Genomic DNA, 22,732 nt, shown 5'->3' on the forward strand with positions numbered 1-22,732 from the left:
CGGTATCATCGCGCAGCAAAGCGGGTCGGCGCAAGACCAACGTGCTGTAAATTCGATTCCGTCGGCTCGGCCTGACAATCATTCTTTATTGCAAACTTGGGGTTTGACGCTTCAATCCGCATTACGTCATAAACAGGCATGCCACACGATCATGCCCATCACGACGCAGGCCCGGGCCGCATGGACCCGGGCGAAGCGCGCAAGATCACCAGCCGCGCCACGACGCTGTCCGTTCTGGTGGCGTCGACACTGGTCATCACCAAGCTCGCCGCCTGGATCGCCTCCGGCTCTGTCGCCTTGCTGGCCTCGCTGGCCGATAGCGCGCTCGATCTGGCGGCCTCCATCACCACCTTCCTTGCCGTGCGCTATGCCGCCGCGCCCGCCGATGACGATCACCGCTACGGGCACGGCAAGGCAGAGGCCTTTGCCAGCTTCCTGCAAGCCCTGTTTATCGCCCTGTCGGCCGTTCTGCTTTTGCGGGAGGCGTGGTTGCACGCCATTGATCCGCGGCCCGTTCTGAATGGGGGCTGGGCCATCGCCGTCATGGTGTTGTCCATCATCCTGACGGCCGGTCTGGTCTGGGCCCAGACCAAAGCCGTGCAGCAAACCGGTTCCGTCGCCGTCTCCGGCGACCGGGCGCATTATGTGGCCGACCTCGCCTCCAACTTTGCCGTGATTGCAGGGATCGGGGCCGCCGCTTTCCTGTCCATCCCCGTCGCTGACCCGATTATCGGGGCCGGGGTGGCTCTCTGGCTGGCCTGGTCGGCGATAGAAGTCGGACGCGGCGCGCTGACCCATCTGCTCGATCAGGAATTGCCGGACCGCGAACGCCGCCGGATCATCGAGATCGCCGAGGACGATCCGCGCGTCATCGATGTGCACCAGGTCCGTACCCGTGCCGCCGGGCCGCTCATCCATATCCAGATGCACATGGATCTCGATGCGAAGCTGACGCTGGAAGCCGCTCACGAAATCGTCGTCGCGGCGGAAAAACGCCTGCTGGAGCGCTATCCCGCAGCTGATATCCTCATCCACGCCGACCCGCACGGCAAAGCCGAACCGCACGGGCTGGACTTTTTCCGCTCGGAAAATGATGCCGAAACAGCCAAAGACACTTAAACGCGGCGAAAAATCACCCTAGCGTGCGCCCATGCGACGTCTCCACCACTGGCCCCTTGATCCCGGATCCCGCGCAGCGCGCTTCGCGCTTGCGGAAAAGGGGCTGGATTTTGATCTCGAGGAAGAACGCCCCTGGCTGAGGCCGGAGCCGCTCTTTCGCCTCAACCCGGCGGGCCATCTGCCCGTGCTGGAAGATAACGGCGCCACCATCGCCGAGATGCGCCCGATCCTGGAATATCTCGAAGACGCCTTTCCGGGACAGCCGCTTCTGCCGCGTGGCGCGGTTGAGCGCGCCGAAGTGCGCCGCCTGATGGGCTGGTTCGAGCTGAAATATGATGGCGAGGTCAATGCCTATCTCCTGCATGAAAAGCTGGAAAAGCGCGCGCAATCACTCGGCGCGCCGGACCCGCAGGCCATCCGCGAGGGGCGCGATCATCTGCGCTGGCACATGGATTATCTGACCGGGCTTCTGGACGAACGCGACGGTCTGGCCGGACCGCGCTTCACCCTCGCCGATATTGTCGGGGCTGCGCATTTGTCCTGCGCGGACTATCTCGGCGATGCGCCCTTCGAGGAATTTCCGGCCGTGAAGACCTGGTATACCCGCATCAAATGCCGCCCCGCCTTCCGCGGCCTGCTCAATGACCGCTTGCCCGGCGTCCCGCCGTCAAAGCATTATGATGATCTCGACTTCTAGAGCCGCGCTCGAAGAAATAGCCACCTCGCTCGGCTTCTCCGACGTCCGCGTTTGCCGCGCGGATGAGGCCTGGGCGGCGGCCGGACGGCTGGAGGAATTTGTCGAGCAAGGCCGTCATGGCTCTATGGGCTGGATGGAGACAACGCTGCAGCGCCGCAAGCAGCCCACCAATATGTGGCCGGAGGCGAAATCCGCGCTGGTCGTTGCCATGAATTACGGACCGGAGAGCGACCCGCTCGAAGACCTGAAAGCCACCTCCACCGGCAATATTTCCGTCTATGCCCGGCACCGCGATTATCACGACGTGATGAAGGGCAAGCTGAAACAGCTCGCGCAGACATTTGCGCGCGAGACCGGCGAGGAGGTGAAAGTCTTTGTCGATACCGCGCCCCTGATGGAAAAGCCGCTGGCCGAAAAGGCGGGGCTCGGCTGGCAGGGCAAGCACACCAATCTCGTCAGCCGGGAACATGGCTCGTGGCTCTTCCTCGGCGTCATGCTGACCACGGCAGAACTGGAACCGGATACGCCCGAGGCCGATTATTGCGGCTCCTGTACCGCCTGCCTCGACATCTGCCCGACCGATGCCTTCCCCGCGCCCTATCAACTCGATGCGCGGCGCTGCATCTCCTATCTCACCATCGAGCATAAAGGCCCGATTCCGGTGGAATTCCGTAAAGCCATGGGCAACCGGATCTATGGCTGCGACGATTGTCTGGCCGTCTGCCCCTGGAACAAATTCGCCGCGACAGCCTCAGAAGCCAAACTCGTCGCCCGCGACGATCTGAAGTCCCCGCCACTCGCCGATCTGCTCGTGCTGGATGATGCCGGTTTCCGCAGCCTGTTCTCCGGCTCTCCCATCAAGCGCATCGGGCGGGATCGCTTCATCCGCAATTGCCTCATTGCGGCGGGCAATTCCGGCGACGCGGCGCTTTTGCCGCTGGTCGATGGGTTGCGATCCGATCCCGACCCGGTGGTGGCCGAAGCAGCGGACTGGGCGCTTGCCCAACTAAAATAGCCGTCACCCCTGCTTCCTGATCCTTCGAGGCTCGCTGGCGCGAGCACCTCAGGATGAGGTGGGGGATGCAAATACAACCGTCATCGTCCGGCTTGCTTGCCCTCGTGAAAACGGGGGACCGGACGATCTCGTCATAGAGACCCTCCGATCAAGTCGGAGGGTGACGTGTAAATACTTGCCTCATGGTGAGGTACCGCCGCAGGCGGCCTCGAACCACGCAAAACGCCTACAATATCCCCAGCACATTCTCCGGCGGGCGGCCGAGCGCGGCCTTGCCATTGGCGATCACCACCGGGCGCTCGATCAGCTTGGGATGGGCGGCCATGGCTTCCAGCAACTTGTCGTCCTTGTCCTCGCCCTTGAGGTTCAGCGTCTTGTAATCGGCCTCATTGGTGCGAATCCATTCCCGCGCCGAGCTGAAGCCGAGCTGTTTCAGCACGGTTTTCAGTTCCGCCACGCTGGGCACATCCACCAGATATTCGCGCACTTCGGGCTTATGGCCGTGGTCTTCGAGATATTTCAGCGTCTCGCGCGACTTCGTGCAGCGGGGATTATGCCAGATCACAACACTCATTTTGCGTCCTTTACCTGTTTCAGTATCGCCTCGGCCTCGGCCAGATGCAGACGTTCGGCCATTGTGCCTTCAAAGGGTATTGCCCCCTTTTCCGCATTTTCGGGCAAGGCAAAGGCGGCCACAAGCCGCTTCGCGCGGGCGATCTCGTCTTGCGACGGGCCGAAAGCGTCATTCGCGCCCGCGACCTGTGAAGGGTGGATCAGCGTCTTGCCGGTATAGCCCAGCGCCTTGCCCTCTGCCGCTTCGGCGGCAAACCCGTCTCCATCCTGATAGGCATTGTAAACGCCATCCAGCGGCACCAGCCCCCAGCCCCGCGCGGCGGCCACGATCAATGCGAGGTGCGGCACCAGCGCCGCCCGGCTCGTCGTCTTCAATGCCTTGGCGAGATCATTCGTCCCGGCGATCAGCCCGGCCAGCCCCAGCGCCGCAGAGGCCTCGCCGATTTCGCGCAGATGGAACAAGGCTCCCGGCGTCTCGATCATCGCCCAGAGCGGCGGGCCTTCGGGGATCAACACGCGCGCGGCCTGCAGATCGGTCACGCTTTCCACCTTGGGCAGGACAATCGCATCGGCTCCGCGCGCCGCGGCGATGTCACCGCCCTCAAGGCCGGAGCCGATACCATTGACGCGCACAGCGCGGATCGCGCCACACCCCGCCCAATGGGCCAGCGCGTCATCCACACGGCCGCGCGCGGCGGACTTTTCCTCCGGCCCGGCGGCGTCTTCAAGATCAAGGATGAGCATGTCCGCGCCCAGACCGGCGGCTTTTTCAATCGCACGCGGACGCGATCCCGGCACAAACAGCGCCGACCGGATGAGGCGAATCGAGCTCTGGTCAGTCATGTCCATCCCTATAACATGCGGGCATGACGCGCGTCCTGATTCTCTCCTCTCATGTTGCAGCCAGCCGTGTCGGCGGACGCGTCGCTGTCTCGGCCATGGAAGCGCGCGGCATCGACACCGTCTTCTGCCCGACCGTCCTTCTGGGGCGGCATCCGGGCCACGGCGCGCCGGGCGGCGGGGCCGTGCCGCCGGAACAATTCGGCTCCATGCTGGAAGGGGTCGCGGCACAAGGATTATTCGCGCAATTCGATGCGGTCCTGACCGGCTATTTCGCCAGCGCCGAACAGGTAGAGATTGCCGCAGCCGCCATCGGCGAAATCCGCAAGGCCTCGCCGCACCCGCTCATCGTCGTCGACCCGATCATTGGCGATCATGGCGCGCTCTATGTCGCGGAAGACGTTGCCATTGCCATCCGCGATCAGCTTCTGCCGCTGGCGAACATCATCACACCCAATGCGTTCGAGCTGGGGTGGCTGAGTGGTCGAGAGATTACATCGCCAGATGATTTCATCGCTGCGGCCGGTGCGGTGTCGCCCGTCACCTTCATGACATCAGCCCGGTTTGGCGACCGTTTCGGCACCGCCTACCATTCCGGCGGTCATGCCGTGCTCGCCGCCCATGCCGAGCTGGATGGATTGCCCAACGGAACCGGTGATTTTCTGACCGCGGAATGGCTGGCCGAATTGCTGACCGGCGCTGAACCGGGGACAGCTTTCGAGACGGCGGCCCGCAACACGCTCGATGTGGCGCTGAAGGCGCGTGAGGGTCAGATGTCCGACCTCCCCGACATCCACGCCCGCCAGCTGCCCCTGCACCCGGACGCCGGGATTGATTTGCAGCCGCTAAACGACTAGCTCCGCCTCATGACCGATACACCCGACATTCACGGATTTACCGCGCCCGGCTTTGAACCCGTCCGCGACGCCTTCGCGTCTCTCTGGGACGGCAACGATGAAATCGGCGCCGCCTTCGCCATCGAGATCGACGGAAAACCCGTCATCGACCTCTGGGGCGGATGGACCGGCAAGAAACGCGAGGCCGAATGGGCTGAAGATACAATCGTGCCCGTCTTCTCCACCGGCAAGGCGATAACCGCCCTGGTCATGGGTTGGCTGAAGGATCAGGGCCATTTTGCCTTTACCGACCGGGTTGCCGATTACTGGCCGGACTTTGCCGCCAATGGCAAAAGCGAGGTCACCATCGCGCAGGCGCTCTCGCATCAGGCGGGCCTCTCCGGTCTCATCGAACCGATGGAAGCCGGTGACTGGTTTGACCGCGATTTCATCGAGGCCCGCATTGCCGCGCAAGCCCCGCTCTGGCCGCCCGGTGACGGGTCCGGCTACAGTCCGCTGGTCTATGGTTTCATCGCCGATGCCATTGCCCTGCGGACAGATGGCCGCTCCATCGGGCAGATATTGAAGGCCGAAATCACAGGTTCACACGGCATTGATTTCTTCATTGGCACACCGGAAAGCGAGCACGCCCGCACCGCCGAGCACCGCCTGCCGCCCAAAGCGCCCGATCTGGGCGAGATCAACGAGATCACAAAGCTCGCCTTCCTCAAACCCTGGTCCAGCCCCGGCCGCCGCGGCGCAGCCGAATGGCGCAAGGCCGAATTTCCCGCCGCCAACGGCCACGGCAATGCCCGGTCCATCGCGGCGCTGATGGGGCTTTATGCCAATGAGGGCCGGCTGGGCGATGACGCGCTCATCGCACCCGCAACGATTGCCGAGCTCATGGCCGAACAGGTGCGCGGACCCGACCGGGTTCTGCCCTTTGACCTGTCGCTGGGCATGGGCGTGATGCGCAATACGACCAACGGGTTTTACGGCCCGGAGAGCGCCAGTATCGGTCATTACGGCATGGGCGGGTCGTGCGGCTTTGCCGATCCGGTGCGCCATCTCTCCGGCAGCTATACGCCCTGCCAGCTCAGCTTCCACCTCGCCGGCGACCCGCGCGCCGTGTCGCTGATCAATGCGGTTTACGGGTGTTTGTAGCGCGCCATTCCGGGAATTAGCGCTCCTTTTTCTCCCCCCGCTTGCGGGGGGAGTGGTCCCCAGGACCGAGGGGGGCGAATGGCGGGTGGCAACACGCCCCCTCCACCGCTACGCGGTCCCCCTCCCCCGTAAACGGGGGAGGAAAACCGTCATGGCTCTCAACCGAACCGCCGCATCGCCCAGTCCTCGATAAAGCCGGCCAGATCATTCGGCCGTTCCCACATCGTCCAGTGGCCACAGCCCTCCAGCACATGGGTTTCCAGATCCGAGCACAGCGCCGGCATCCATTGCATGAGCACCGGCGGCAGCATGAAATCGGCATCCGCGCCAATCATCAGACAGGGCATGGACAGGCGATGATCCACCCCGCCCATCCGCTCCCAGTTGCGGTCGAAATTGCGATAGATATGCGTCGGCGTGACAGCGCCGGTCTTCGCATAGGCGCGAGCATAGACATCGCGGTCGGCCTTGGGCACGACGAGTTCGGCTTCTGACCGGCCGCCGTGCTTTTTGAAATTCCGGATGATGTGCGTCACGCCGGGAAAAAGTTGATCCAGCATGTCAGCCGGCGGCGGCGCGGCAAAAATATAGTTGAAGAAGGCGTCTTCCTGGCCTTCAAACGCCTCGCGCACAGTCTCGGGGTTCTGGAATTGCAGGATGTAGTGATCCTCCCCGCCCATGCCCATGAAGGCTTCCGAGGGCGGCGTGGAGGGGCGCGGCAGGTGCGGCGTATTCACGCCGATCGCGCCGAGGAAACGCTCCGGCACAAGGCAGGCCGCCTGCCACATGATGATGCCGCCCCAGTCATGCCCGCACCAGACCGCTTTCTCTATGCCCAGCGTATCGAGCAGGCCCGTCAGGTCTGCCGTCATTTCGTCAATGCCATACTGATCCACATCCTCCGGCGCATCCGAGGCACCAAAGCCCTTGAGATCGGGTGCAATCACGCGGAAGCCGGCATTCACCAGAGGATCCCAGACCGGCTTCCAGGAATAACCCAGCTCCGGCCAGCCATGCAGAAGGAGCAGCGGAATGCCCTCGCCCGGCCCTCCGATATGGACGGACATCTCGATATCACCGCTTTTGACCCGGACCGGATTGGGGAATGTCGTCATGTAGATTGAACCTTTCGTCGGCGCAGCATGGAGACGGTGAAACAGGCCAGCCCCGCCCAGATGAAGGCGAAGGTCAGCGCATGCGCCGCCGTGAACGGTTCACCATAGGCCACTGCGACGGCAAATTGGAGCGTCGGTGCCAGAAATTGCAGTATGCCCACCGTGGCAAAATGCAGCCCCCGCGCCCCGATGATGAACAGGAGGAGCGGCGCGACCGTCATCGGCCCGGCCATGATCAGAAGGAAAGCCTGCAACGGGCCATCGGTGAAATGCCCGGCAGGTGAGGTTTCGATGAAGCTCAGGACAATCAGCGAAGGCAGGAAGATGACCAGTGTCTCGACGAAAAGACCGACCCGCCCGTCGACCGCAATCGTCTTGCGGATATAGGCATAGACGGTAAACGAGCCCGCCAGCGCCAGCGCGATCAGCGGCAGGCTGCCCACGGTCAGGATCTGGTTGATCACGCCGATCGCCGCCAGACCAATCGCCGCCGCCCGCCACCAGCCAAAACTTTCCCGGAAGACGATGATGCCGACCGCCACATTCATCAGCGGGTTGATGTAATAGCCCAGCGAGACTTCCAGCACCTGATCGGTCTGAACCGCAAAGATGAACAACCACCAGTTTCCGGCAATCAGGATACCCGAGAAGACCAGCAGACCCAGTGTTTTCGGCCGGGTCAGAACCGAGACCACACTGCTCCAGCTGCGCGCCAGCCAGATCACCAGCGCCAGGGTCGGCACCGACCACACCGCCCGGTGCAGGACAATCTCGGCGGCGCCCGCAAAGCCCAGAAGCTTGTAGAAGATCGGCGACAGCCCCCAGATCGTATAGCTGGCAATCGCCGCGGAGGCAGCGCGGACGGGGCTGGCATGACCGGATTCAGGCATCCATATCGTTCCTCATAGAGAGCGCGTCTCTAGAATATACGGATACGATACGCGACCCGATTATTGCGGCGGCGCGGTCACGATTATCCGCCCCGTATTTCAATCCCACGAGTCAGATCCCTGATCAGCCGATCAGGCCGCGATTGTTCAGCGCTTCGGCGATCTGAACCGCATTGAGCGCCGCACCCTTGCGCAGATTGTCACAGACCACCCACATGGCCAGGCCGTGCTCGACGGTCGGGTCCTCGCGCACCCGGGAAACGAAGACGGCAAACTCGCCGACGCACTCGACCGGTGTGACGAAGCCGTCATCCTCACGATTATCAACCAGCATCAGGCCCGGCGATTCCCGCAGCAAGTCCCGCGCGTCCTTGGCTGAAACCGGCTTGTTGAATTCGACGTGCAGATTCATGCCATGGCCGACAAAGACCGGGACGCGCACGCAAGAGGCAATGACGCGGATATCCGGGTCGAGCATCTTATGGGTCTCATCGACCATTTTCTGCTCTTCGGTGGTTGCGCCGCCCTTCACCAGATCACCGATGCGCGGGATCACATTGAAGGCGATCTGCTTTGTGAATTCGTGCTTCTCCACCCCGTCATTGACGAAGATGCCGCGGGTCTGACGCCACAACTCGTCCATGGCGGCGTTGCCGGCGCCGGAGACCGATTGATAGGTCGAGACCGAAATCCGGCTGATATCAGCCAGGTCATGCAGGGGTTTGAGTGCCACAACCATCTGGATGGTGGAACAATTGGGGTTGGCCACGATCCGCTTGTTCCTGACACCTTCCAGCGCGTCCGGATTGACCTCCGGCACCACGAGCGGCACGTCGGGATCCATTCGGAAGGCCGAGGAGTTATCAATCACGATGGCGCCGGCAGCCGCGATTTTCGGTGCCATATCCAGCGCCACATCCGCGCCGGCGGATATCAGCACCAGATCAACGGTCGAGAAATCGAAGGTCGCCACATCCTTCACCTTCAGATCGCGGTCTCCGTAGGACACTTCCACACCCATCGACTTGCGCGTGGCAAGTGCGTGAATTTCGTCTGCCGGAAAGAGGCGCTCGGCCAGAATCGTCAGCATTTCCTTGCCGACCGCTCCTGTGGCACCCAGTACCGCAACTTTCAAACCCATGGTGGAATCCCTTAACGTCATTGATGGATGCGCGGCATATACCCTTTACGCCGATATGGGGAGGGGCCAGATGAATGTCAGGGGCCCGCACCTGCGTTTCAGAGCGCCTGCCCACAGCGTCCGGCAAGACGCTTTCAGCGACAATCCCCCTTTGGCGCACCGCCCGCCTGTTCTATTTTTCTCCGGATGAGTGGTTGGACCGTCTTCGCCATCATCGTCAACGCAGCCATATTCATTGGCCTGTGGGTCATTGATATTCGCCCGCGCCACAAAACACCCCGCAATGCCGGTCCTCAGCGCGAGGATGAGGCGTCGTCCACGTCATCATCCGCATCCTGAGACCGCGCGCGCGACGAGCGCCACAAGGCCCAGGCAGCATACACGCCGATCGAGAGAATGATGGCATATTCCAGAAGGGATCCGCCGAGAAACACCGGCCGGGTGATCGCATCGAGGCTGGCGAAATTCTGCATCCAGCCCGATTCCATCCGTTCGGAATCAAATCCGATAAACACCGCAATCCCGATCAGGATCGCCGCGACCAGCCCGGCAAACCGCATCATGGCGGCCGGATTGATCAGGTCGCGCGATTGTTTTGCCTTGCGTTGGCGGGCCCGGTAGGTGCGGTCGAGGAAGTCTCTGCGGCGATTCATGTGTCTGTCCCGGTCGGCAATTTCACCGTAAATACAATATCATTCCTGTCGGCGGAAAGGGTCAATTCAAGCATCACAAAGACTTTGATTGATTTCTCTCACGCTTTGAGGCATATATCGCCTTGCACGGGCGGCCTTGTTTACAGGCCCGGCGGAAATACAAGACTGTCCTATTTGATTTCCTGAGTCATCAGGCACGTAAGACTTCAGACTTTCCCCGAAATAGCTTGCTCGTCGCCCCGCCGGGACGCTGGCCGGGCTATGATTGCTTATGTGATGGACGCATCACACGAGGAAAGCTTATTATTATGGCTCAAGGTACAGTCAAATTCTTCAACCACAGCAAAGGCTTCGGCTTTGTCACTCCTGACGAGGGCGGCGCAGATGTGTTCGTTCACATCTCTGCAGTCAACGCATCGGGTCTGCCAGGCCTCGAAGACGGCCAGCGTGTCACGTTCGACACCGAGCCGGATCGCCGTGGCAAGGGTCCAAAGGCTGTGAACCTGCAATACGCAGAATAGTCACACCTTCGTTCTGATTTCAGGACAGTGAGACGGCCGCCGGTTCCTCCGGCGGCCGTTTTCTTTTGCGGTCTACTCGGCCGCCATTTCGGCCCGGACCCGCACCGCCGTCGCCGGAAAATCGGTGAACACCGCATCCACACCGAGCGCATAAAGCGCGCGCAGTTCGTCTTCGACGGTCTCGCCCACGACCGGCTCGCGGTCATCGCGTACCGTCCAGACATGGATATCGAGCCCGAGCGCATGGGCCTCTTCCAGCAATCCGGTCGAGCTGCCATCGGGATTGAGCAGCAAGGCCTTGTTGGCGCCCAGACCGTCGGCAAACTGTGCCACCGCTTCCAGCGGATAGCCATTCATATCCCCGCCCGGCTCGTCCGGAGACGAATACAGCATCGCCAGACGGACCGGCGCGACCGCGCTCATACGGATCAGGAAGCCCGCATCAAAGGATTGCACCACAACCGGCGCATCCTCGGCATAAAGGCCATGATCCAGCAGGGCCTGATTGAGCAGCGGCAAGGGATCGAGGCCGGCTTCGGCAAACTCTTCGGGATGTTTCACTTCCGGTTCGATCCCGATCACGCAGTCACACGCGGCTTCGGCCGCATCCACCAGGTTCAGAACCTCTTCAAATGTCGGGATCATGTAGAGCCCGTTATAGGACTGATCACGGTCGGGCTGGGGCTGGACGGCGCGCAGCGTGCGCAATTCCTCCAGCGTGAAATCATGCACCCACCAGTCCGTATGACCGAGAAATTCGCGCCGGCGATCGGCAAATTCGGGATGATCGGCCACATTTGTCGTGGTTGACAGATAGGCGTCATGGCGCGCCACAAGAACGCCATCGGCGGTGACGACAAGGTCGGGCTCGATGACGTCTGCGCCCTGTTCGATGGCCAGCGCATAGCCCTCAAGCGTGTGCTCGGGCAGATCCCCGCTCGCCCCGCGATGGGCGATGACCTGCGGCGGTGCGCCGGTGCGCGTATTCCACATCACCGTCTCCGATGACGGCGAATCGGCGGCCGGCGAACACGCCATCAAAGCCAGGCCGGCCAGTAGAATTGCTGTGCGCATGTCACCCCTCCCCAATCTCTCGGCAACAGGCTAGCCTGACTTCATGATGATTGGGAGACAAAGATGAGCGCGCCCACCCGTTTTGACACCCTGGCTGAAGCCGCCAGCCGTTATGGTCAGGCCAGCCTCGATAATTATTCGCTGGTGCGGTCGCTCGCCGAACAGATATCGACGGGCTTTTGCAAATATCTCGGCGACTCTAAGAAATGCGTCTATCTGGTGCCGCCGGACGGCCCGTTCTCACCGGTGGATCATGGCTCCGGAGCTTTTTCCGTATCCGGCCAGGGCTTTCTGCCACTGGGCGAGATCAAGTTCGGCCTCGCCGTACGGGTCTCTCACACCGGCGACTGGATCCGCGTGGTCCTGTCGGCCGAAAAGGAAGGCCCGGATCTGGATGTCGGCATTGTCGGCGGCCGCAACTTTGCCTTCCGCCTGCCGATCACCGAAGAACGGTTGCAGGAATTCTTCGCCATACTGTTCGAGCACCTGACCGACTGGTTCAATGACCAAGCCAACCATTATGCCAATGGCGTCTATGGCGGCGGCGCCATGGGCTTTGAATTTCTGCATTCTGAAGAGGGCGAATAGCGAGGCCCTAGTCCGGCAAAGTGTCCATCAGTTCAGCCGCCTGTGCCACGTCTAGGAATTGCGACTGGAACCAGCTGACGGCATCGCCCATTTCCACCGGCTGCACACCCAGCGCACTGGCCGCCGCCAGTCCCGCGGACGCCGCGGCACCGAGCACGGCGGTCGACACACCGCGCCGGCGCATCGCAAAGCCCGCCATGTGACGCAGCGCGGTAAACAGCCATTTCGAACCGAAGGCCCGGACCGCGCCGCCGATCAGCAGGGCGCACAAAGCTGCGACCGGTATGATATCAAGATAGTCTGGCAAGAAATCCATGATCACCTCCCCTGTGGGTGAAGGAAGAAAACACCAGTGGATTTGAGCAAAACCTGAAAGCCGCACTCATCCCGCATTCATGTGCGGCGCAGCAGTCCAAACCCTTTATGAGTACAGACGCTAAGGCCAGTCAGAGGGTTCGCCACCTCCCGGCTGGTCGCCCGAACAATACGGCCAGTTCGGATCACTGGGACCATTGCCCTCGCAAACCGACGGGCGGCCCTCATAGGGCGTGATGCAGCCCGACAGGGCGAGTGCACCGGCGGCCGCCAGAATAAAAACGCTGATACGCTTCAACATGGATACCCCTCTCAACCCCTGCAAAAGAGGCCGAAATCATGGTGCGGCAGGGAAAAGCGCGGCGCAAGGGCGGATTATGAAGAATCGCCACATTCACGCCGCCTTAACGCCGTCAGGCGATCAAGCTTGCAGGATAAACGGATAACGATTCCCGCCGGAGCAACGCGCCCCTTGAGCCAGACCCGCAAACCCCCCGCCCCCTGGAGGCGGCGTCAAAGCCCGCAGCGCCGGCCCGCGCCGCCCGGCCGGCAACGCTTTGGCTGGTTCCGATTCATTCTGTCGATTGCCGTCATCGGCTTTCTCGCCGGGGCCGCCTTTCTGGTGGCGATCACGCGCGACCTCCCCAATGTCTCCGATATCGAGCTGGCCCAGCCCAGACTGGGCGGCGAAGTCTATCTGGACCGCAACGGGCAGGTGATCTCGCGCCGTGGGGCCAGCCGCGGTGCCTCGCTTTCGGTCGCGGAATTGCCGGACTATCTGGTCAATGCCGTCCTCAGTGTCGAGGACCGGCGTTTCTATGACCATGGCGGCGTCGATTTGCGCGGCATAGCGCGCGCCATGCTGGCGAATATCCGTGCCGGACGCGTTGTGCAGGGCGGCTCGACCATCACCCAGCAGCTGGCCAAGAATCTGTTCCTGACGTCCGACCGGACCTTTGTCCGCAAGATTCAGGAGATGGTGCTCGCCTGGCAATTGGAGCAGCGCTTTTCCAAGGATGAAATCATCGCGCTCTATCTCGACCGCGTCTATTTCGGGGCGGGTGCCTATGGCGTGGAAGCCGCCGCCCAGCGTTATTTCGGCCGTTCCGCGCGGGATGTGACCCTGGGTGAAGCGGCGCTTCTGGCCGGACTGTTGAAAGCCCCGTCGCGCTATTCGCCCGCCAACGACATGGAACGCGCAGCGGCGCGGGCGACCGTCGTTCTGGACCTGATGTACGAGACCGGCCGCATCACCGAGGAAGAGCGCATTGAAGCCGCCCAGACGCCCATTCGCGTCGCGCGCGCCGCCTCGACGCCGGGCGCTGGCTATTTCATAGACACCATCGAGGCACAAGCCCGCGAGCTGGCCGGTGACCGCGAGGCGGATATCGTCGTTTACACCACGCTGGACATTCCGGCCCAGCGCGCCGCCGAAGCCGCCGTGCGCAGCGTTATGACCAATCCGGAAACCGCCCGCGGCGCCGATCAGGCCGCGCTTGTCGCCATGTTCGGAGACGGAGCGATACGGGCCATGGTGGGCGGGGTCGATTATGCCGCCAGCCCCTATAACCGCGCCCTCAATGCCAGGCGCCAGCCCGGCTCGGCCTTCAAGGTCTTTGTCTATGCCGCGGCGTTTGAAAGCGGTTTGCGGCCCGAAGATGTCCGCGATGACATGCCGGTCTCCTGGGGAAACTGGTCACCGACGAATTATAATGGCCAGTATTCCGGCCCGATGACGCTGGAAACGGCCTTCTCTCGCTCCTCCAATGTGGTCGCCGCCCGCGTGGCCGAAGAAACCGGCCATGGCTTCATCGCCGAGCTGGCGCATCGCCTCGGTATCGAGAGCGAAATCCGCGTTGACCGCTCCATGGCGCTGGGCTCGTTCGAGGTCACACCCGTCGAGCTGGCCACCGCCTATACCGCCTTTGCCAATGGCGGCCAGCGCGCCCATTCCCACATGATCGAACGGATCGAGACCGTCGATGGCGAGCTGCTCTGGCAACGCGACGTGCCGGACATCGAGACCGTACTGGATCAGCGCACCCTGTCCTGGATGCGGCGTCTGCTGGAAACCACGGCCCGCTCCGGCACGGCGCGTTTCGCCGCCCCGCCCGGCACGGTCACCGGTGCGAAGACCGGCACCACGAATGACAATCGCGACGCCTGGATTGCCGGATATACGGGTGGCCTGACCGCGGCGGTCTGGGTTGGCAATGATGATTCCTCGCCCACCGACCGCGCCGCCGGCTCCGGGCCGCCTGCCGCCATCTTCCGGGCCTTCATGACCGCCGCCCCGCCGGAAGCCGGCGTCCCAGCCAACTGGACAGAGCCGGAGATTCCGGACGAGGAAGAGGAACGCGATCCTATCTCTTCCCTCTTGTCTCGCATCGGCGTTGGCGGTTAGCCTTAACAAAGTCATTTTTGGCTGCAGAACTGCCGGTGAGCGGCAGGTCTGTTGGCGTGTCACATTTTATCCGGGGACCCTTCATGAAAACGGCATTGATTATTTCTGTATCCGCACTGGCATTGGTGGCCTGTAGCGACGAGACCGCATCCGATAGCGGCGATATCCAGATCACCCGGGTTGACGAGGCGACCGCCGCCAGCGCGCTGGAAGCCCTGCACCTTGCCAATTCCGGCGATGGCGCGGTCAGCTGGGACAGCCGCACATTTGACGATGGCACCTATACCTTCACCGGCCTGACCTTCACCTTTCCCGATAGCGGCGATGATCTGGAAGCGGTCGAGGATGACGGCACCAAGAGCCAGGATACCGGCGAAGCCGAAACCATGGACGAGAACAGCGGCGGAAGCGGCAATAATACGCTGACCGCGGCGACCATGACACTGGCCGCACCACGCTTCGATGAGTCGGGCAATGTTGTCTTCGACCGGCTTTCCATCGACGACATTCTGGTCGGCGAGAATGATGACGCGTTTGACGGCTCGATCGACCGTTTCCTGATCGAACAACCCAATGCCTCCATGGCCTCGGCGGTTGCGCTCGGATTCTCCGGCGAATCCGATATTGATGTTGAAATGGATCAGGACCGCTGGACCTATGGCCTGTTTGCGATTGAAGGCCTGAATATTTCCGGCACCGAAGACGGCAACAATTTTGCCGTGTCGCTCGGCCGCCTCGCAATTGACGATCTGGCCGAATATACGATTGGCCGTTTCGAGCTGATGGACTTTGCCATTGAAGGCACGGACGACGAGATCGGCATTATTGATTTCCGTCTGGACGAAATGTCCGCTGACGCGATTGGCCAGGCCATCACCTATCCGTTTGTCGCCCAGTTTGCGTTGATGAATGCGGCCCTGTCGGACGAGACGCCGAATGATGACGTCACCGATGTTCCGGAATTGCCGGAGGATTTTGACCCGCTGGATGCGTATGAAAGCGCCACCATTCGCGGCTTGAGCGCCAATGTCGGCGGCATCACCGTTCAGCTCGATTCCCTGACCGCCAATGTCGACGATAATGGCAATGAGGTCCGCTATGTGTCGGAAATGACGCCGCTGATCATTGCGCCGGACACCGATTATGCGCTGGGCGCGCAGATGGCGATGGGGCTCGGCATGCTGAATTACAGCCAGCTCGAATTCGTCTCCGAAGGCGCATCCGTCTATGAACGCGATACCGACCGGGCCTATACGGACGGCGAAAACTACTTCGCCATGCGCGATGGTTTCCGGGTCGAGATCGAAAGCGACATGACCGGCCTGATGGCCTATTCCCTCGCCGCCATGCAGATGGGCTATACGATGGATGAGCCGTCACCCGAGCAGATCATGACCCTGCTCGAACCGCTGGTTCTGAACAGCTTCGTCTTCCGCCTCGAGGACCAGTCCCTGATGGACCGCGCCCTGACCGCCGCGTCGGCCATGCAGGGCATGTCGAAGGAACAATTGCGTAATCAGGCCGGTGCCATGATCGCGCTCGGCACAATGGGCGCACCGGCGGAAATACCGCGCGCCTTGCTGACGGAATTCTCGACCGCCATGACCAGCTTCATTGCCAATGGCGGCTCGGTCGAGGTTCGCATGACGCCCGACGCCCCGGTCAGCGTGGCCGAACTGGTGGCTCAGGCCGAAGCCGGCAATCTGGATTATGAGGCGATGGGCATTTCCATCACCGCGATTCCTGCCGAAGGCGACGAATAGGCTAGCGCGACAGGCGGATAACCGAGCCATCAAAGGCATCGGTCAGCACATAGAGGCTGCCATCCGGCGCGGTACGGATATCCCGCACCCGGGCGTCCAGCTCTCCAAGGATTACGGTCTGCCCCTGTGGCAGGCCGTTTTCGTTGAGGTCCACAATCCGGATATGGCCTGAATTTGTGTCCGCATTGCCGGGCTGGAGCGTCGCTATCAGGAGATCACCCTGCCATTCCGGAAACATGTCGCCGCGATAAAGCGTCATGCCCGCCGGGGCGATGGACGGATCCCACACCACAATCGGGTCACGCATGCCGGGATAGGTTTCATACGGGCTGATGATCGCCCCGGAATAATCAATCCCGAAGGTCGCAATCGGCCAGCCATAATTGACGCCGGGTTCGATGATATTGACCTCATCGCCGCCGCGCGGGCCATGCTCGTGCGAGATGATCCGCCCGGTCTCCGCGTCATACAGAATCGCCTGCGCATTGCGGTGGCCCCAGGAATAGACGCCGGGTGCGCCGTTCTCGATGTCCGGATTGTCCGCCGGGACGGAGCCGTCATCATTGAGCCGGACCGTCGTGCCGAAATGGTTGGATGGGTCCTGCGCTTCCTCGCGATAGTCAAAGCCTTCGCCGATGGTGACGATGAAAGTGCCGTCCGGCAGGAAGGTCATGCGTCCGGCATAATGGGCATCGGTATCCTTGGTGATATTGGCGGTGAAGATCGTCTCGACATCGCTGAGCGCCCCGTCGGCATAGCGCCCGCGGGCAATGGCCAGCGCATTGGCGCGGCGATCACCGGACGCATAGGTCAGATAGACCCAGCCATTCTCCGCAAAATCCGGGTGCAGGACGACGTCCAGCATTCCGCCCTGACCGGCGACATAGGGCTCGGGCGCGCCGGAGACCGGCTCAGCCACCAGCCCGACTTCCGTGATCAGGCGCAATCGCCCGCCGCGCTCGGTCACCAGCAGATCGCCATCGGGTAAAAAGGCCAGAGACCAGGGGTGCACCAGTCCACTGGCCACGACTTCCGTCTCGCCGTCAAAAGCCGTGTTCGGCACCGGCTCCTGAGCCAGAACCGGGCTGGAAAGCGCCAGAATCATCAGCGAGGATCGAAACCACATGGTGTCACCTGTCCTGTCTTGCGTTACATACCGGTATCAAGATAGCGCCCGGATTGGATTTGAACATGCCCGGCTGGACCCGACCTGTTATCGCCTACCTTGCCGCTGTCGTGACGGGCGGCCTGGCGACAACCATCCTGTCCACCCAAATTGTGCTGCAATATCTGGTCAATGCCGGAGCGGCCATGCCTCTGGACGCGCGGCTGGACGCCACGCTGACAGACCTGACCGGATTCGCCCCGACGCTCATTCTTCTGACTGCCATCGGCTATCTGATCGCCTTTCCGGTGGCCCGCCTGATCTCGCGGCAACTCGGTGCGCTCAGAACCTTCGGCTACGTCCTCGCCGGCTTCGTCACCATCATGGTGATGATTTACGCCATTGAGGTCTTTTACCAGACTATCCTCGCCTCCACGATCACGCCCATCGGATCGGGCCGTGATCTCTGGGGCCTTCTGATCATCGGATTGGGCGGCGCGACCGGCGGGTGGGTGTTTGCGCTTCTGGCAAAACCGGCCAGCTAGGCCTTGCGGCCCTTCTCTTTCATGAAGGCCTTCATGCGCGGCGCGATTTCCTTTTCAAACCGGCTGCCATTGAACACGCCGTAATGGCCGACCTTTGGCTGCACCCAGTCAATCCGGATCGATTCAGGAATGTTCGAACAGAGATCATGCGCGGCCTGCGTCTGGCCGATGCCGGAAATGTCGTCATTCTCGCCTTCAACCGTCATCAGGGCGATATCGGTGATCTTTGACGGATCGACGAGGCGGCCGCGATGCTCGAATTCGCCGCGCGGCAATTTGTGGTCCTGGAAGACATCCTTGATGGTCTGAAGATAAAACTCCTCGGTCAGATCCATGACCGATAGATATTCGTCATAGAATTGCCGGTGCTTGTCGGCGCTGTCGCCATCTTCCTCGACCAGATGATTGAAGAATTGCCAGTGCGCATCGACATGGCGTTCCCAGTTCATCTGCATGAAGCCGGAAAGCTGCAAAAAGCCCGGATAGACCCGGCGCATCGCGCCCGGATAGGGCGCGGGCACGGTGTGAATGGCGTTCTGCTCGAACCAGTCGAAGGGTTTTTCTTCCGCCAGCTTGTTGGGCACGGTCGGTGACAGACGCGCATCAATGGGCGAACCCATGAAAGTCATCGAGGCCGGGCGCAGCGGATCGCCGTCCTCGGCCATCAGGGCGATGGCGGCCAGGGTGGGCGGGCCCGGCTGACACACGGCGACAACATGCACGCCTTCACCGGCGGCGCGGATCATCTCCGCAACATGGTCGACATAATCATTGAGATCGAACCGGCCTTCCGAGATCGGCACCATGGAGGCATCGGTCCAGTCGGTAATGTAGACCTCGCAATCGGGCAGGAAGGTCTTCACCGTACCGCGCAGCAGCGTCGCATAATGGCCCGACATCGGCGCCACGAAGAGAACCTTCGGCTGGCCGTCTGGCGCACCGGCGCGCTTGAAATGAACCAGGTCGCAAAACGGAGACGACCATATGGTTTCCGGCGTGACCGCCACCTCTTTACCGCCGATCTCCGTCGTCGGCAGATCCCAACCGGGCTTGCCGTAATTGCGCGTCATGGATTCAAACAGATCGGCACTGGCAGCCATGGTGCGGCCCGCCAGCGTGTCGCCCATGGGGTTCCACGGCGAGCGAAGCGATTTGCGCGTCGCGTTCGCAGCGGCGCGCCAGGGCGCCATTGCCAGTCTGCTTAACTCGAACATGCTGTAGAGCATGGGATACCTCTTTAATGCCACGCAGGATTATCGCGGGCTTTCCTCAAGGAAGTCTTGTAGTCCCGCCGCCAGCCGGGCCGGCGGTGTGCCGTGGGCATACACGCTGTGGAATTCGCCCTGCCGGTCCATCAGATAGATCAGCGAGGTATGGTCCATCGTGTACGTGTCTTCAGGTGCCCCCTCTTCCAGAGCACGGCGATAAATCACCCGGTATTCGGCGGCGACGGCCGCAATCTGCTCCGGCGTTCCGGTCAGGCCGACCAGATTGTCGGGAAAGGCCGGGCTGGACACATATTGCGCCAATTGCTCGGGCGTATCGCGTTCCGGATCGACCGTGATCAGGACGGGCTGGAATTCGGCCCGCTGGTCTTCCGGCAAACCGGCCAGCGCAGCGGCCATCACCTGTAGCGAAAACGGGCAAATGTCCGGACAATAGGTAAAGCCGAAATAGATCAGCATGGGTCGGCCGGCAAAATCCGCCTCGGTAACAGTCGCGCCGGTGTGATCGATCAGGGTGAACGGACCGCCGATATCGGCCCGGCCTGACGAAACGACCTCGCCAGCCTGTGGTTGCGGGCGCGAATCAAGCAGCATCAACAGGCTGAAGACCAGCACCAGTGCGGCGATGCCCGCCATCAGCGGGATCAGCCAGATCGGGAGACCAGAAAACGACTTCACGTGTCCTCCTGAATTCGGGATCGGGAAGATGAACCGGTCTGGAAAATTGTGCAATGCAGCAAGGTGTAATCCGTCTGGTCACTTCTGCGCGAGGCAGGGTATATAGACGCCAGATGCTTGATGCCTATGACCTCACTCAGGATGCGCCGCCGCCCGGCGGCGCGCCCTTCTTTGGCCGGGTTCGCCTGCGGACGCTGATCGTGCTGCGCTGGCTGGCCGTTTTCGGTCAGGCCGCCAGCCTGCTCTTTGTCAGCCTCATTCTCGGCTTTGCCCTGCCGCTGGCCCTGTGCGCCGCCGTCGTCGCCGCCAGCGCCATTCTCAATCTCGGCCTTATCATCACGCGCGATATCCAGCGCCTGACCTCGCATCACGAGGCATTTGTCCAGCTGGGCTTTGACGTCTTGCAACTGACCATTCTGCTGCTTCTGACCGGAGGGCTGCAAAACCCCTTTGTCGTCATGCTGGTCGCCCCGGTGACGATTGGCGTCGCTGCGCTGCCCCCCCGCTATGCGCTGGGACTGGCCGCGATCGGCCTGTCAGGGCTCGGGGCGATGGCCCTGTTTGCGTTGCCCCTGCCATGGATTCGCGGTGAGACCCTGCATTTGCCGCCGCTTTATGTCGCCGGGCTGGGGACGGCCTTCATCATCGCCGTGGCCTTCACCGCCGTCTATGCCTGGCGCATCGGCCATGAAGCCAAGCGCATGGGCGCAGCGCTGGCGGCCACACAGGCCATTCTCGCGCGCGAGCAGAAACTCTCTGCCGTTGGCTCTCTGGCCGCAGCCGCCGCGCATGAACTTGGCACACCGCTCGCCACGATCCAGCTGACCGCCAGGGAAATAGCCCGCGAGGCCAAGGATGATGTCTTGCGGGACGATGCCGAGCTTCTCGTCTCGCAGGCCAAACGCTGCCGCGACATTCTCCAGCGTCTCTCCGCCCAGCGCGAAACCCATGACAAGATGCACGACCGCATGGCCTTCCGCGATGCGCTCGATGAAGTCGCCGCGCCCTTACGGGGCCTCGGCGCCTCCATCACCCTGCGCGCGGACGGGGTGGGGCCCGCCCCCTATCTCGCCCGTCAGCCCGAACTGCTCTACGGTCTGGGCAATCTGATCGAGAATGCGGTCGAGTTTGCCGCCGGAGCGGTCATTATAGAAGGTGAATGGGATGCCGACACCATCCGCATCTCGATCAATGATGATGGAAAGGGCATTGCGCCCGACATGCTGAGCCGGATAGGCGAGCCTTATATCTCCCGGCGCTCGGGCGAAATTGGCGGCGGTATGGGGCTGGGCACCTTCATCGCCATCACCATGATCGAACGCCTGGGCGGCAAGGCCCACTTCGCCAATGGCGGCGAGCTCGGCGGAGCCATCGTCCATATCCAGTGGCCGCGCAACCGGGTGGAAGCGCACGAGGAAGCGGGCTAGATAAGCTTTAAGACGAAAACGAGTGACACGAATGACCGACACACCGCTTGACCTGCCCGATGATAAATCCCTCCTGATCGTGGATGATGATGCACCGTTCCGCACGCGCCTCGGCCGGGCGATGACCAGTCGCGGCTTTATCGTCTCGGCGGTCGGGACCGTCTCGGAAGCGATGGAAATCGCCCGTGGCAATCCGCCCGCCTTTGCGGTTGTCGATTTGCGGCTGGAAGATGGTGACGGGCTGGATGTCGTGCGCGCCCTGCACGCCTCGCGCGATGACTGCCGCGCTGTCATGCTGACCGGATATGGCAATATCGCGACTGCCGTCGCTGCCGTGAAGTCCGGGGCGATTGATTATCTGGCCAAGCCGGCCGATGCCGACGATGTGGTCAAGGCGCTTCTGTCACCCGGTGACAAGCCGGCCCCGCCGGACAATCCGATGTCAGCCGACCGGATCCGCTGGGAACATATCCAGCGCGTCTTCGAATTGTGTAATCACAATGTCTCGGAAACCGCGCGCCGGCTGAACATGCACCGCCGCACCCTGCAGCGTATCCTGGCGAAGCGCGCCCCGCGCTAAGGCTCCAGCCGGCCCAGACGCTCGGCCGCGCAGCGAGCAAAGCGCAGCATCACCGATTTGCGGCGCGCCGCATTGATCGGATCATGCGGACTTTCGCGCACGATGGCCGCACCAAAGCCATCGGCGATGATCAGCCCGGCCTGTTCCGGCAGGATATCCTGCGGAAAGCGGGTCGAGACGGCAAAATAAAGCCGGTCGCACCAATCCCGGTATTCCATCCATTTCGTATCGGCCCGAAAATCCGCTATCCCGGATTTGACCTCGACCACGGTCATCTCGCCTTTCGGGCCCAGCGCGAACAGATCCGCGCGCCGGCCCGTCTTGAAGGAAAATTCGGGGATCGCCGTATAGCCCATATCATAGAGCAGACGCGCCGCGCCGCGCGCCAGAAGCCGGGCATCATCTATCGCCGGGTTGAGGGCCGAGGCGAGCGGGCTATTCATCAGGGTGCTCCTGTCGAAGG

The 22,732-nt window shown here is 62.1% G+C and carries 25 protein-coding genes; 12 read left to right on the plus strand and 13 right to left on the minus strand.

What is annotated here, in order from left to right:
• The first annotated feature begins 138 nt into the window (after positions 1-138).
• The 3 genes from HXX25_RS10635 to queG are packed head-to-tail and all read left to right on the plus strand — an operon-like array spanning position 139 to position 2,831.
• Positions 139-1,119: a cation diffusion facilitator family transporter gene (locus HXX25_RS10635; protein ID WP_187165892.1), complete on the plus strand. Its 981-nt coding sequence runs from the start codon at positions 139-141 to the stop codon at positions 1,117-1,119.
• Between the two features lie 31 nt (positions 1,120-1,150).
• Complete coding sequence (locus HXX25_RS10640) at positions 1,151-1,816, plus strand: glutathione S-transferase family protein (protein ID WP_187165893.1); 666 nt, start codon at positions 1,151-1,153, stop codon at positions 1,814-1,816.
• Positions 1,797-2,831 carry a tRNA epoxyqueuosine(34) reductase QueG gene (gene queG / locus HXX25_RS10645; protein ID WP_187165894.1) on the plus strand — a complete coding sequence of 345 codons (1,035 nt, stop codon included), beginning with the start codon at positions 1,797-1,799 and terminating at the stop codon, positions 2,829-2,831. The genes HXX25_RS10640 and queG overlap by 20 nt, the downstream gene beginning before the upstream one ends.
• 226 nt (positions 2,832-3,057) lie before the next feature.
• Here the strand turns inward: queG and arsC are convergent, their stop codons facing one another.
• A complete protein-coding gene (gene arsC / locus HXX25_RS10650; protein WP_187165895.1) occupies positions 3,058-3,405 on the minus strand; it encodes an arsenate reductase (glutaredoxin) in 348 nt (115 codons plus the stop codon).
• Positions 3,402-4,247 (minus strand): CoA ester lyase, encoded by an 846-nt coding sequence (locus HXX25_RS10655; RefSeq protein WP_187165896.1) that lies wholly within the window; start codon positions 4,245-4,247, stop codon positions 3,402-3,404. Before HXX25_RS10655 ends, arsC begins: the two co-directional genes overlap by 4 nt.
• A 23-nt stretch (positions 4,248-4,270) precedes the next feature.
• Here HXX25_RS10655 and HXX25_RS10660 point away from each other — a divergent pair, with 23 nt between their 5' ends.
• Together HXX25_RS10660 and HXX25_RS10665 are read left to right on the plus strand one after the other, a co-directional pair.
• Complete coding sequence (locus HXX25_RS10660; RefSeq protein WP_187165897.1) at positions 4,271-5,101, plus strand: bifunctional hydroxymethylpyrimidine kinase/phosphomethylpyrimidine kinase; 831 nt, start codon at positions 4,271-4,273, stop codon at positions 5,099-5,101.
• A gap of 9 nt (positions 5,102-5,110) precedes the next feature.
• The gene (locus HXX25_RS10665; protein WP_187165898.1) at positions 5,111-6,244 is read left to right on the plus strand and encodes a serine hydrolase domain-containing protein; all 1,134 of its coding nucleotides are present in this window, start codon (positions 5,111-5,113) and stop codon (positions 6,242-6,244) included.
• 158 nt (positions 6,245-6,402) lie between these two features.
• Here HXX25_RS10665 and HXX25_RS10670 read toward each other — a convergent pair whose 3' ends face one another.
• From HXX25_RS10670 to HXX25_RS10685, 4 genes are all read right to left on the minus strand, one after another.
• Positions 6,403-7,359 carry an alpha/beta fold hydrolase gene (locus HXX25_RS10670; protein WP_187165899.1) on the minus strand — a complete coding sequence of 319 codons (957 nt, stop codon included), beginning with the start codon at positions 7,357-7,359 and terminating at the stop codon, positions 6,403-6,405.
• Positions 7,356-8,249, minus strand: a complete 894-nt coding sequence (gene rarD / locus HXX25_RS10675; protein WP_187165900.1) for an EamA family transporter RarD — start codon at positions 8,247-8,249, stop codon at positions 7,356-7,358. The genes HXX25_RS10670 and rarD overlap by 4 nt, the downstream gene beginning before the upstream one ends.
• Before the next feature lie 124 nt (positions 8,250-8,373).
• Positions 8,374-9,390: an aspartate-semialdehyde dehydrogenase gene (locus tag HXX25_RS10680; protein WP_187165901.1), complete on the minus strand. Its 1,017-nt coding sequence runs from the start codon at positions 9,388-9,390 to the stop codon at positions 8,374-8,376.
• A gap of 293 nt (positions 9,391-9,683) precedes the next feature.
• On the minus strand, positions 9,684-10,043 hold the full coding sequence (locus tag HXX25_RS10685; protein ID WP_187165902.1) for a hypothetical protein: 360 nt from the start codon (positions 10,041-10,043) through the stop codon (positions 9,684-9,686).
• Between the two features lie 308 nt (positions 10,044-10,351).
• On the opposite strand from HXX25_RS10685, the gene HXX25_RS10690 reads away from it, so the two are divergent.
• Positions 10,352-10,564, plus strand: a complete 213-nt coding sequence (locus HXX25_RS10690; protein ID WP_187165903.1) for a cold-shock protein — start codon at positions 10,352-10,354, stop codon at positions 10,562-10,564.
• A gap of 72 nt (positions 10,565-10,636) precedes the next feature.
• Here the strand turns inward: HXX25_RS10690 and HXX25_RS10695 are convergent, their stop codons facing one another.
• Positions 10,637-11,638, minus strand: a complete 1,002-nt coding sequence (locus HXX25_RS10695) for a glycerophosphodiester phosphodiesterase family protein (protein WP_187165904.1) — start codon at positions 11,636-11,638, stop codon at positions 10,637-10,639.
• 63 nt (positions 11,639-11,701) lie between these two features.
• Between HXX25_RS10695 and HXX25_RS10700 the strand changes: the two genes are divergently transcribed.
• On the plus strand, positions 11,702-12,226 hold the full coding sequence (locus HXX25_RS10700; protein ID WP_187165905.1) for a hypothetical protein: 525 nt from the start codon (positions 11,702-11,704) through the stop codon (positions 12,224-12,226).
• 7 nt (positions 12,227-12,233) lie between these two features.
• Here the strand turns inward: HXX25_RS10700 and HXX25_RS10705 are convergent, their stop codons facing one another.
• Entirely contained in the window at positions 12,234-12,542 is a 309-nt protein-coding gene (locus HXX25_RS10705; protein ID WP_187165906.1) for a hypothetical protein, read from the minus strand.
• Between the two features lie 120 nt (positions 12,543-12,662).
• On the minus strand, positions 12,663-12,842 hold the full coding sequence (locus tag HXX25_RS10710; protein ID WP_187165907.1) for a hypothetical protein: 180 nt from the start codon (positions 12,840-12,842) through the stop codon (positions 12,663-12,665).
• A gap of 171 nt (positions 12,843-13,013) precedes the next feature.
• On the opposite strand from HXX25_RS10710, the gene HXX25_RS10715 reads away from it, so the two are divergent.
• Both HXX25_RS10715 and HXX25_RS10720 read left to right on the plus strand, forming a co-directional pair.
• On the plus strand, positions 13,014-14,945 hold the full coding sequence (locus HXX25_RS10715) for a transglycosylase domain-containing protein (RefSeq protein ID WP_233346647.1): 1,932 nt from the start codon (positions 13,014-13,016) through the stop codon (positions 14,943-14,945).
• Positions 14,946-15,028: 83 nt separating this feature from the next.
• On the plus strand, positions 15,029-16,708 hold the full coding sequence (locus HXX25_RS10720) for a hypothetical protein (RefSeq protein ID WP_187165908.1): 1,680 nt from the start codon (positions 15,029-15,031) through the stop codon (positions 16,706-16,708).
• 1 nt (position 16,709) lies between these two features.
• On the opposite strand, the gene HXX25_RS10725 is transcribed toward HXX25_RS10720, so the two are convergent.
• Positions 16,710-17,834, minus strand: a complete 1,125-nt coding sequence (locus tag HXX25_RS10725; protein WP_187165909.1) for a PQQ-dependent sugar dehydrogenase — start codon at positions 17,832-17,834, stop codon at positions 16,710-16,712.
• A gap of 65 nt (positions 17,835-17,899) precedes the next feature.
• Between HXX25_RS10725 and HXX25_RS10730 the strand changes: the two genes are divergently transcribed.
• Positions 17,900-18,358, plus strand: coding sequence for a hypothetical protein (locus HXX25_RS10730; RefSeq protein WP_187165910.1), 459 nt, complete (start codon positions 17,900-17,902; stop codon positions 18,356-18,358).
• On the opposite strand, the gene HXX25_RS10735 is transcribed toward HXX25_RS10730, so the two are convergent.
• Both HXX25_RS10735 and HXX25_RS10740 read right to left on the minus strand, forming a co-directional pair.
• A complete protein-coding gene (locus tag HXX25_RS10735; protein WP_187165911.1) occupies positions 18,355-19,584 on the minus strand; it encodes a polyhydroxyalkanoate depolymerase in 1,230 nt (409 codons plus the stop codon). The two genes, HXX25_RS10730 and HXX25_RS10735, sit on opposite strands and share 4 nt — an antisense overlap.
• 27 nt (positions 19,585-19,611) lie before the next feature.
• Positions 19,612-20,262 carry an SCO family protein gene (locus HXX25_RS10740; protein WP_233346648.1) on the minus strand — a complete coding sequence of 217 codons (651 nt, stop codon included), beginning with the start codon at positions 20,260-20,262 and terminating at the stop codon, positions 19,612-19,614.
• A 113-nt stretch (positions 20,263-20,375) separates the two neighbouring features.
• Between HXX25_RS10740 and HXX25_RS10745 the strand changes: the two genes are divergently transcribed.
• Both HXX25_RS10745 and HXX25_RS10750 read left to right on the plus strand, forming a co-directional pair.
• Positions 20,376-21,689 carry an ActS/PrrB/RegB family redox-sensitive histidine kinase gene (locus HXX25_RS10745; RefSeq protein ID WP_187165912.1) on the plus strand — a complete coding sequence of 438 codons (1,314 nt, stop codon included), beginning with the start codon at positions 20,376-20,378 and terminating at the stop codon, positions 21,687-21,689.
• A gap of 31 nt (positions 21,690-21,720) precedes the next feature.
• The gene (locus HXX25_RS10750) at positions 21,721-22,269 is read left to right on the plus strand and encodes an ActR/PrrA/RegA family redox response regulator transcription factor (RefSeq protein WP_187165913.1); all 549 of its coding nucleotides are present in this window, start codon (positions 21,721-21,723) and stop codon (positions 22,267-22,269) included.
• Here the strand turns inward: HXX25_RS10750 and HXX25_RS10755 are convergent.
• The gene (locus HXX25_RS10755; protein ID WP_187165914.1) at positions 22,266-22,712 is read right to left on the minus strand and encodes an MmcB family DNA repair protein; all 447 of its coding nucleotides are present in this window, start codon (positions 22,710-22,712) and stop codon (positions 22,266-22,268) included. The two genes, HXX25_RS10750 and HXX25_RS10755, sit on opposite strands and share 4 nt — an antisense overlap.
• Positions 22,713-22,732 lie beyond the last annotated feature (20 nt).

It is taken from the genome of Hyphobacterium sp. CCMP332 (assembly GCF_014323565.1).
Classification (GTDB): domain Bacteria; phylum Pseudomonadota; class Alphaproteobacteria; order Caulobacterales; family Maricaulaceae; genus Hyphobacterium.